6 protein-coding genes are annotated in these 10,491 nt (G+C 65.1%); 5 read left to right on the forward strand and 1 reads right to left on the reverse strand.

The window, feature by feature from the left end; translation table 11 throughout:
• The 5 genes from ACE3O8_RS10930 to ACE3O8_RS10950 form a co-directional block, all read left to right on the forward strand.
• Positions 1-1,261: TolC family protein (locus tag ACE3O8_RS10930; protein WP_374389654.1), on the forward strand; the 1,261-nt coding region annotated here is incomplete at its 5' end.
• Positions 1,258-2,412 carry an efflux RND transporter periplasmic adaptor subunit gene (locus ACE3O8_RS10935; RefSeq protein WP_374389656.1) on the forward strand — a complete coding sequence of 385 codons (1,155 nt, stop codon included), beginning with the start codon at positions 1,258-1,260 and terminating at the stop codon, positions 2,410-2,412. The genes ACE3O8_RS10930 and ACE3O8_RS10935, both read left to right, overlap by 4 nt.
• 1 nt (position 2,413) lies before the next feature.
• Positions 2,414-5,653 (forward strand): efflux RND transporter permease subunit, encoded by a 3,240-nt coding sequence (locus ACE3O8_RS10940; RefSeq protein WP_374389658.1) that lies wholly within the window; start codon positions 2,414-2,416, stop codon positions 5,651-5,653.
• 10 nt (positions 5,654-5,663) lie between these two features.
• Positions 5,664-6,002: a DUF190 domain-containing protein gene (locus ACE3O8_RS10945; protein WP_374389660.1), complete on the forward strand. Its 339-nt coding sequence runs from the start codon at positions 5,664-5,666 to the stop codon at positions 6,000-6,002.
• The gene (locus tag ACE3O8_RS10950) at positions 5,999-8,458 is read left to right on the forward strand and encodes a heavy metal translocating P-type ATPase (RefSeq protein ID WP_374389662.1); all 2,460 of its coding nucleotides are present in this window, start codon (positions 5,999-6,001) and stop codon (positions 8,456-8,458) included. Before ACE3O8_RS10945 ends, ACE3O8_RS10950 begins: the two co-directional genes overlap by 4 nt.
• Before the next feature lie 3 nt (positions 8,459-8,461).
• Here ACE3O8_RS10950 and ACE3O8_RS10955 read toward each other — a convergent pair.
• Positions 8,462-10,491, reverse strand: a 2,030-nt coding sequence (locus tag ACE3O8_RS10955) for a copper-translocating P-type ATPase (RefSeq protein ID WP_374389664.1), incomplete at its 5' end; no start/stop codon positions are given.

A 10,491-nucleotide genomic window follows, 5' to 3' on the forward strand; every position in this document is an offset into this window, starting at 1 on the left:
CATGCTTGTTTTTCGAGGGCGTAATTGTGCCCTGTTATTTGCCTTTCTGTGGCTCCCAGCCACGGGCACCACTGCTCAATCGCAAACGCCACCTACCGAATTGACGCTTATTGACGCCGTGCGCGAAGCGCGGCTGCGCTCCCCTCAAAGTGTGGAGGCGATGGCACGCGTTGATGCCGAAAAGGGGCGTCTGGCGCAGGCGAAGCTGCGCCCTAACCCGGAGCTCGACATTGCCGTCGAGAACTTTGCCGGATCGCGCGACTTTTCAGGAACCCGGTCTGCAGAGACCACCGGCTCGCTGGCTTTCCCGGTGGAACTGGGCGGCAAGCGGTCAGCCCGCGTCAATGCTGCCACGGCAGGTGTGACGCTGGCAGAAGCGGAGGCCGGCATGGCCCGCCTTGATCTCGATCTCGCCGTGCGGGAAGCCCATGTCCTTGCTGCCGAGGCAGAAGCTGCCGCCCTGTTGGCAGCGGAAGATGTCGACATCGCAAGGTCGCTGGAGACAGCCGTCACCCGGCTTGTGGAGGCAGGTCGCGAACCGCCGCTGCGACGCGTAACTGCCGCTGCTGAGCGGGCGCAATCGGAAGCGGTTGCAGAGCTCGCCTCGGCCGAACGCTTGGCAGCCAATGAAGCGCTGGCTGCCTTGATCGGGCGGGAACGGGCGGATTTCCGTGTTCCGGCGCTTGCTCCCATGTCTTCGGACGGGACGCCCGCTCAATATGCCGTTTCCGGGCCTGATCTGGCTGCGGCCCAGTATCAGCTATCATTTGCCCAAGCCCGGCTGCGGGATGCGAAGGCTCAGCGCGTTCCGGACATTCGTCTGAATGTGGGCGCGCGTCGACTGGCAGCTGATGACGCAACGGCCATGGTGGCAGGGATCTCCGTTCCATTTCCACTCTTCAACCGCAACGGCGGTACCATTGCGGCAGCCGCGGCCGACGTCCGGGGTGCCGAAGCGGCAGCTGTACGGCTGCAACGACAGGCGGGGGCGCGGCTGACAGCTGCTGAGGCCCGCAGCCGCGCTGCAGCCGCCAGCTTTCGCACATACGACAGCGTCGTCGTTCCAAGCGCTGCCGAAGCCCTGCAGATCGCGAGGCTCGGCTATGCTGCCGGACGCTTCACCTACCCTGACTTGCTGATGGCCCAGCGGGGCTATGCCGAGGCGCGCCGCGCCCGGCTGTCTGCCGCCCGCGATGCCGAACTGGCCCGCGCCGAGCGTGACCGCGCCGCCGGCCTTGATCCCATTGGAGACCCGCAATGACAATGACGCGACCCCAAATCCTGGGCGCCCTGCTCGCCCTGTTGCTCGCAGGAGCCGGTGGCTATGCCATCGCCAGCTTCACGGCATCTCCCGTCACCAGCGCCAGCGAAGAGCCCGAAGCGGAAGCGGAACATGCTGACGAGGCGCTTACCCTCTCACCCGAAGTCATACGTGGCGCCGGTATCCTAGTAACGCCGGTTCAGGCCGGCGGCCTCGCGGCGGAATTGCTGGCGCCGGCGGTTGTCACAGCTCCGACAAGCGGACAGGCCGTGCTCACGGCTCGTGCCGCCGGTGCTGTCACCCGCATCACGGCGCAGCTGGGCGACGTCGTTCGCGCCGGTCAGGTGCTGGCCGTCGTGGAAAGTCGCGACGCGGCGCAGATCGCCTCGGAACGGAGTGCGGCGGAAGCCCGGGCGGCGCTTGCTCGCCAGACGTTGAAGCGGGAACGAACGCTCTATGAGCAAAAGGTAACCGCCCGCGCGGACTATGAGCTGGCGCAATCGGAGGCAGCCGTTGCCGAAGCTGAGGCGCGCCGTGCTGTGGCCGCTGCGCGAGCGGCAGGCGTGACAGCCGACGGCCGCACAGCCACTGTCACAAGCCCGATTTCTGGCCAGCTCACATCGGTCTCGGCTGTTCTTGGCGCTTTCGTCCAGCCAGAAGCTGAGCTCTTCCGCATCGCTGACCCGAGCCGTGTGCAGGTAGAGGCATCGGTGAAGGGTGCAGATGCGGGCCGCATCGCCGCCGGTGATCGCGCCCGTATCGAGCTGGCAGATGGCACGACCGTAGAAGCTCGCGTTCGCTCCATCACGGCAGCGCTGGACGGAGAAACCCGCGCTGCGACCGCCGTGCTCGTTCCCGCTGGCGGGCAGCTCCGCCTTGGCCAGACGGCGCGCGCCCGGATCTTCCCGGCACGTGCCGGCGGTTCCACGGCCATTGTGGTGCCCGAAGATGCGGTTCAGTCGCTTGAGGGGCGCAGTGTCGTCTTCCTGCGCACGGCGGAAGGGTTCAAACCGGTAACAGTCACGACCGGCGCCAGAAGCGCTGGACGGATCGAGATCATCAGTGGCCTCGCACCCGGCGCCTCCATCGCCACCACCAACGCGTTTGTCCTGAAGGCCGAGATGGCCAAGGGCGCTGGCGAGGAGCATTGAGATGATGGGCAACCTGATGGGCCTGTCGGTCCGCAACCGCTGGGCGATTGTTGCGCTCTTCCTTCTCGTCGCCGCGTTCGGCTTCTGGCAGCTCCTCAAACTGCCGATCGATGCCGTGCCCGACATCACCAACAAGCAGGTGCAGATCAACACCGTCGATCCGGGTCTGTCGCCTGTCGACATGGAAAAGCGCGTTACCTTCCCCATTGAGACCGCGCTGGCGGGGATACCGGGTCTTGAAACAACGCGCTCCATATCGCGCAACGGCTTCAGCCAGGTGACAGCCGTGTTCAGCGAACGGACCGATCTCTATTTCGCGCGCCAACAGGTCAGCGAACGCCTGGGACAGGCGCGCGACAGCCTGCCCGAAGACGTGCAGCCGCAGATCGGCCCGGTGACGACAGGGCTTGGCGAAGTGCTGATGTACACAGTGGATTTCACCCATCCCAACGGCAAAGGAGCGCCCAATGCCAATGGCAAACCCGGGTGGCAGAGCGACGGAAGCTATCTGACGCCCGAAGGGGACCGGCTGACCGACGAAGTTGCACGCGCTGCTTATCTGAGGACCGTGCAGGACTGGATCATCCGCCCGCAGCTGCGCAGCGTGCGGGGCGTCGCCGGCATCGACTCCATTGGCGGCTATGAGAAGCAGTATGTGGTGGAGCCGGATCCGGCGAAACTCATCGCCTATGGCGTCTCGTTCAGTGAACTGGGCAAGGCGCTGGAAGCCGCCAACCTGTCGGTCGGCGCCAACTATTTCAACCGCGGCGGCGAAGCCTTTCTCGTGCGAGCCGACGCCCGTATCCGCAACCTAGCCGAAATTGAAGAGGCGGTCATTGCCACCCGCGGCGGCGTTCCCGTCGCCGTGCGCGATGTGGCAACGGTTCGGATAGGCGGGGATCTGCGCACGGGCGCTGCCAGCATGAATGGTCATGAGGTTGTCGTCGGCACCACGCTGATGCTGATCGGCGAGAACAGCCGTATTGTTGCCGGAGATGTGTCGACAAAGCTGGAAAGCGTGAAGCGTTCGCTACCGCCGGGCATAAAGGTGGAAACGGTGCTCGACCGCTCCAAGCTCGTCAGCGCGACGATCGGAACCGTTCAGAAGAACCTGATAGAGGGCGCGATCCTCACAGCAGTCGCGCTGTTCCTGTTGCTGGGAAATTTCCGCGCGGCCTTCATCGCCGTGCTGGTCATTCCGATGTCGTTCCTGATGATGGCGACGGGCATGAATGCCTTTGGCGTGCCCGGCAATCTGATGAGCCTCGGCGCCCTCGACTTCGGTCTCATCGTCGATGGCTCGGTCGTCATCCTGGAGAACTGTCTGCGACGCCTTGCCGAACGGCAGCTTCATGAGGGTCGGCTGCTGGTGCTGAGGGAACGGCTGGAGGAAACCACGCTTGGCGCCCAGGAAATGATCAAGCCCACGGTGTTCGGTCAGGCCATCATCCTGCTCGTCTTCGTGCCGCTGCTGATGTTCAGCGGGGTTGAGGGGAAGACCTTTTCCCCCATGGCCATCACCATCATGCTGGCGTTGGTTGCGGCGTTCCTGCTGTCGATCACGCTGGTGCCGGCACTTGTGGCGCTGCTGGTGCGAGGGGAAGTCTCCGAAAAGGAGGTGCGCGGGATCGTCTGGCTGAAGAGACACTATGCACCTGTGCTGGATCGAGCCGTCAGCAACCCCTGGCCGTTCATCGCCGGCGGATTCGGGGTGTTTGCCGCCGCCGGCCTGTTGTTCACTACGCTGGGGCAGGAGTTCATTCCCACACTAGACGAGCGGGACATGGCCGTCGCCTCCCAGCGCGTGCCTTCCACGTCGCTGGAACAATCGGTGGCGATGCAGAAGGGCGTCGAACGGGCGATCTCCAGCCTTCCCGAAGTGAAGCTGATGTTCTCAAAGACCGGGACGGCGGAAGTCGCGACCGATCCAATGCCGCCAAACATCTCCGATGGCTTCGTGATCCTGAAACCGAAGGACGAATGGCCGGAAGGCGTCACCAAAAAAGCCGATGTCATTGAACGGGTGGAGGCGAAAGCCAACAGCCAGGTGGGCCAAGGCTTCGAAATCAGCCAGCCGATCCAGTTGCGCTTTAACGAACTCATCGGCGGTGTGCGCGGCGATGTGGCCATCAAACTTTATGGTGACGATCTCGACCGGCTGAGCGTGACCGCAAACCAGATTGCGGGCGCACTCAACGCAACGCCGGGTGCCGCCGATGTGCGGGCAGAGCAGACAGCGGGCTCACCCACACTCGACGTGCAGTTCGATCGTGCGGCCATCGCGCGCTTCGGCCTTACCGTCGAGGAGGTAGCGGATACGGTGGCAGCCGCCATGGCCGGCCGGGACTCCGGACTGGTGTTCGAAGGTGACCGGCGGTTCGACGTGGTCGTCCGTGTGCCAACGGGCGTCCGCGCCGATCTCGACGCATTGGCGGCCCTTCCGGTGATGCTGCCGGAGGACGGCAACGGCCATCGCGCCTCCGTGCCGCTGGGCGCTGTTGCCCAATTCCGCTTCAATGAAGGGTTGAACCAGATCAGCCGGGAGAATGGCAGCCGCCGCGTTGTCATTCAGGCCAATGTGCGGGGCCGCGACGTCGGTTCGTTCGTCGCCGACGCAATGCCGCGGGTTGAGGCGGTCGCCCTGCCACCGGGGGCCCATATCGAATGGGGCGGGCAGTTCCAGAACCTACAGGCCGCCACCCAGCGGTTGTCGATCGTGGTGCCGATCGTGTTCGGGATCATCTTCGGGCTGTTGTATCTGGCGCTTGGCAATGTGCGCCGGGCGCTCGTGGTGTTCACAGCTGTTCCACTGGGCGTTGCCGGCGGCGTTTTCACGCTGGGGCTGACGGGTATTGCCTTCTCGGTTTCCGCGGCTGTTGGCTTCATCTGCCTCTCGGGCGTGGCGGTTCTGAACAGCCTGATCGTGATGACGAGCATCGGCCAGAGGATCGATGACGGTGTGGAAGTATCGCGCGCCATCGTTGACGGGGTGATGGAAAAGGTTCGTCCGGTGCTGATGACGGGGCTGGTTCCGGCAATCGGCTTCGTCCCCATGGCGCTGGCGACCGGCACCGGCGCCGAGGTGCAGAAGCCACTCGCCACCGTGGTCATCGGCGGCCTGGTGGTTGCAACTTTCCTCACCCTTCTGGTGCTGCCGGCGATCTCCAAGGTCATGCTGGGACGCCAGCAGGCAGCCGACGGCGAGGGGGATTTCGACCCCGGCCTGATGCCCGCAGAATAGGAGCACGAAAATGACCCAGGCATTGAAACTGCTGCGGATCTACACCGACGAGGCGGCCTATTATGGTGATCACAAGCTCTATGCCGCCATCGCCACCCGCGCCCGCGACGCCCATCTTGCGGGCGCCACGGTGCTGAGGGCGATGGTGGGCTTCGGGCGAAGCAGCCATGTTCACAGACGGCATATTCTGGAGAACGAGCAATCCGTCGTCATCGAGATCGTCGATACGGAGGACCGGCTGCGAGCCTTCGTGGAAACGCTCGCACCACTGCCGGAAATCGGGCTGATCACACTGGCAGCCGTCGAAGTGCTGCGGATGCAGGGACAAGGTGCGGGAGACGAGAGATGACCACGCGTACGCGGCTCGAGATCCCGTTGCTGCTTCCAGAAGTGGACGATCCGAGCGATAGCTGCGTGGAACGTCTGTTGGCCGATCTGCTGGGTCGTCCGGGCGTAAGTGAAGCGCATGTTGTGGTGGAGGAAGACAAACAGGGCGCCATGCTCTGCGTCCACCACGATCCCGACATCGTCCCGATTGCCCGTGTCAGACAGATCGCCCGGGGTGTCGGCGCCGCGATCAGCGCAGAATTCGGCCACAGGAGCTGGAATGTCGACGGCATCAGGCATCAGCGCCGGGCACGGACCATAGCCGAAACGCTACGGCAGTTGCCCGGTGTGCTGGCAGCCAGCGCCAGCGCCGGCGGGACGGTGCATGTCGAGTTCCGCCGGTCCGAGATCTCGGAAGAGGCGATCCTCAAGGCGCTGGATGGACTGGACGTTAGTATCCGACGGCCGGACGGCGCGACAAAGCAGGCGAAAGGAGACGGGCACGCCCATCCTGAGGGCAAGGGTCATGACCATGCGCATGGCGGCATATTGGGCGCCAACAGCGAGCTGTACTTTGCGCTGCTCAGCGGCGCATTGCTGGCAATCGGCTTTGCAATCGAGAAGCTGACGGCGCTGCCCGCGATGGTATCGCTCGGCTGCTACATCGGGGCCTATTTCTTCGGCGGCTTCTACACGTTGCGGGAAGCCATCGAGAATCTCCGCCTGAAGAAGTTCGAAATCGACACGCTGATGCTGGTCGCGGCAGCCGGCGCAGCGGCACTGGGCGCCTGGGCAGAGGGCGCCCTGCTGCTGTTCCTGTTCAGCTTCGGCCATTCCCTGGAAGCCTATGCCATGGGACGCGCCAAACGCGCGATCGAGGCGCTGGGCGAACTGGCGCCCCGCACGGCAACGGTCCGCCGCGATGGGGTCGTTTCGGATCTTCCCATCGAGCAGCTCGTCATTGGCGACACGGTGCTGGTGAAGCCTAATGAACGGCTGGCGGCCGACGGGTTTGTGGTGGCCGGCAGTTCCTCGGTCGACCAGTCTCCTATCACCGGTGAAAGCGTTCCGGTGGACAAGAATGCCGTTCCGGACCGGATTGCGGCGGCCGCGAGGGCCGACGGGCTGGTACCCAGCCATCGGGTATTTGCCGGCACCATCAACGGTGCAGGTGCGCTGGAAATCGAGGTCACGCGACTCTCCGGCGACACCACGCTGGCAAAGGTTGTGCAGATGGTGAGCGAGGCCGAGAGCCAGAAATCGCCCACGCAGCGCTTCACCGATCGGTTCGAACGAATCTTCGTGCCGCTGGTGCTGGGCCTGGTTGTGTTGCTGCTCTTCGCTTGGGTGGTGGTGGACGAACCATTCCGCGACAGCTTCTACCGGGCGATGGCCGTGCTGGTGGCGGCAAGTCCATGTGCACTGGCCATTGCAACGCCAAGCGCTGTCCTGTCCGGGATTGCCCGCGCGGCACGCGGGGGTGTGCTGGTGAAAGGGGGCGGTCCGCTGGAAGAGCTTGGCTCCCTGCAGGCGCTCGCGCTCGACAAGACCGGCACGCTGACCGAAGGCAGGCCACGGATAACCGACGTCATCCCGGCCGCCGGTGTCTCGGAACAGGAACTTCTGTCAGTCGCCGTCGCAGTCGAGGCGCTCAGCGATCATCCACTGGCCCGCGCCATTGCCAGTGATGGCTGGCTGCGGCTTGGCGACCTGCCAGTTCCCACGGCGACAGGTCTGGTCAGCCTGACTGGCAAAGGTGTTCGTGCGGATGTCGATGGCGCATCCGTGCTGATCGGCAAGGCTGAAATGTTCGGGGCGGACGGGATCGATGCGCTTTCTACCTCGATGCAGGAAGCCATTGCAGACCTTCGGGACAAGGGCCGCACCACTATGGTCGTCCGCCAGGGCGACCGCGACCTGGGGGCTATCGGCCTGATGGACACCCCGCGTGCGGCCGCCCGTCCGGCGCTCGACCGGCTGCGGGCCCTTGGAATCAACCGCATCATCATGATCTCGGGTGACAATCAAAAGGTGGCCGACGCGATTGCGAAAGAGGTGGGCATCGCAGAAGCCTGGGGCGACCTGATGCCGGAGGACAAGGTAACGGCGATCAGCAAATTGCGTGCAGAAGCCCCCGTTGCCATGGTCGGAGATGGCGTCAACGATGCGCCGGCAATGGCAAACGCCACGGTCGGCATCGCAATGGGCGCCGCGGGTTCCGACGTCGCCCTGGAAACCGCAGATGTTGCGCTGATGGCCGACGACCTCGCGCATCTGCCCTTTGCCATCGGGCTCAGCCGCCAGACCCGTCGCATCATACGGCAGAATCTGGTCGTCAGTCTTGGCGTGGTCGCAATCCTCGTGCCCGCCACGATTCTGGGACTTGGGATCGGCCCTGCAGTCATTGCACACGAGGGCTCGACACTTCTGGTGGTATTCAATGCGCTACGACTGCTGGCATACAGGGAGCGCCCTTAGACCCTATTTCAGTGTCATACGCCTCAACCGCAGCGCATTTGCGACGACCGTTACGGATGAAAGGGCCATGGCCGCCGCAGCGATCACGGGCGAGAGCAGCAGGCCGAGCGTTGGATAGAGAATGCCGGCCGCGATCGGCACGCCCGCCGCGTTGTAGATGAAGGCAAAGAACAAGTTCTGCCGGATGTTGCGCATGGTGGCGTGGCTCAGCGCCCGCGCCTTCACGATGCCGGTAAGGTCCCCGCCGAGCAGGGTGACGCCCGCGCTTTCGATGGCGACATCGGTGCCGCCGCCCATGGCAATCCCCACGTCCGCGGCGGCCAGCGCGGGCGCGTCGTTCACGCCGTCGCCGGCCATCGCCACCACCTTGCCCTCGCGTTTCAGCCGCTCCACCACGGCCTGCTTGTCGGCGGGCAGCACATCGGCTTCGAAATGCGCGATCCCCAGCCGGCCGGCGATGGCCTCTGCCGTCACCTTGTTGTCCCCGGTCAGCATGATCACATCCAGGCCCTGGCCGCGCAGCGCTGCCAATGCAGTCGCCGTGCTCGCCTTTACCTGATCGGCGATGGCGATGCTGCCCGCGGGCTTGCCATTCACCGCCACCAGCACGGCCGTTGCCCCCTCGCGGCGGGCCTTGTCGGCGGCCTCCGTCAGGGCGCCTGTATCGACGCCATGCTCGGCCAGCCACACGGCCTTTCCGATCATCACCTGCCGCCCGCCGACCCTGCCGGTGACGCCCTTGCCCGAAGGCGCGTCGAATTCTGTGACCTCCTCCACCAGCAGGTTGCGCGCGGCTGCTTCGGCAACAATGGCTGCCGCGAGCGGATGCTGGCTCGGCCGTTCCAGCGATGCCGCCAGCGCCAGCAGCCCCTTTTCGTCGAACCCCGGAGCAGGGGTAACGGCAGCGACGCGCGGCTTGCCCTCGGTCAGCGTGCCGGTCTTGTCGACGAGCAGCGTGTCCACCTTCTCCAGCCGTTCCAGCGCCTCGGCGTTCTTGATGAGCACGCCTGCCTGCGCGCCGCGCCCGACGCCCACCATGATCGACATGGGAGTCGCCAGCCCAAGCGCGCACGGGCAGGCAATGATGAGGACCGAAACTGCGACCACGAATGCATAGCTGAGGCGCGGCTCGGGGCCGATCAGCGCCCATGCCGCGAATGCCACGACCGCCACCAATATGACGGCCGGCACGAACCAGCCCGAAACCCTGTCGGCCAGCTTCTGGATCGGCGCGCGGCTGCGCTGCGCCAGGGCGACCATGGCGACGATCTGCGACAGCATGGTGTCGCGGCCGACCTTTTCGGCCACCATGGTGAAGGCGCCGGTCTGGTTCAGGGTGCCAGCGATCAGCCTGTCGCCAGCCTGCTTCGAAACGGGCAGCGATTCCCCCGTCACCATCGATTCATCAAGGGTCGAATGGCCCGCGCTCAACCGTCCATCAACGGGCACAGCCTCCCCGGGGCGCACGCGCAGCACGTCTCCGGTCATGACTTCGTCGAGCGGAACTTCCCGGTCGCTGCCGTCGGCCGCCACCCGTCGCGCCGTTTTGGGCGCCAGATCAAGCAGGGCGCGGATGGCCCCTCCGGTCGCCTCGCGGGCGCGCAGTTCCAGCATCTGCCCCAGCAGCACCAGCACCACGATCACCGCCGCCGGTTCGAAATAGACCGGAACCGAGCCGTCCATGTTCCGCATGGCGGGCGGGAACAGCTGCGGCGCGATGGTGCCGACAAGGCTGTAAATGAGCGCGGCCCCGGTTCCGAGCGCGATGAGCGTGAACATATTGAGGTTGCGCGTGCGGACCGACGCCCAGCCACGTTCGAGGAACGGCCAGCCGGCCCACAGCACGACCGGAGTGGCGAACAGGAGTTGCAGCCAGTTGGACGCCTGCGGCGCGATCCAGCGGTGCAGGCCCAGCAGGTGTCCGCCCATTTCCAGCACCAGCACCGGGATCGTCAGCGCAAGCCCGATCCGGAAGCGACGGGTGAAATCGACCAGCTCCGGGTTGGGGCCGTCGGTGACGCCGGGCATCTCTG

This window comes from Sandaracinobacter sp., from assembly GCF_041909755.1.
Classification (GTDB): domain Bacteria; phylum Pseudomonadota; class Alphaproteobacteria; order Sphingomonadales; family Sphingomonadaceae; genus Sandaracinobacteroides.

What these genes read in the sequence shown, in the direction of transcription:
- ACE3O8_RS10935 (WP_374389656.1), top strand. Translation starts at nt 1,258, where the DNA reads ATGACAATGACGCGACCCCAAATCCTGGGCGCCCTGCTCGCCCTGTTG.
- ACE3O8_RS10940 (WP_374389658.1), top strand. Translation starts at nt 2,414, where the DNA reads ATGATGGGCAACCTGATGGGCCTGTCGGTCCGCAACCGCTGGGCGATT.
- ACE3O8_RS10945 (WP_374389660.1), top strand. Translation starts at nt 5,664, where the DNA reads ATGACCCAGGCATTGAAACTGCTGCGGATCTACACCGACGAGGCGGCC.
- ACE3O8_RS10950 (WP_374389662.1), top strand. Translation starts at nt 5,999, where the DNA reads ATGACCACGCGTACGCGGCTCGAGATCCCGTTGCTGCTTCCAGAAGTG.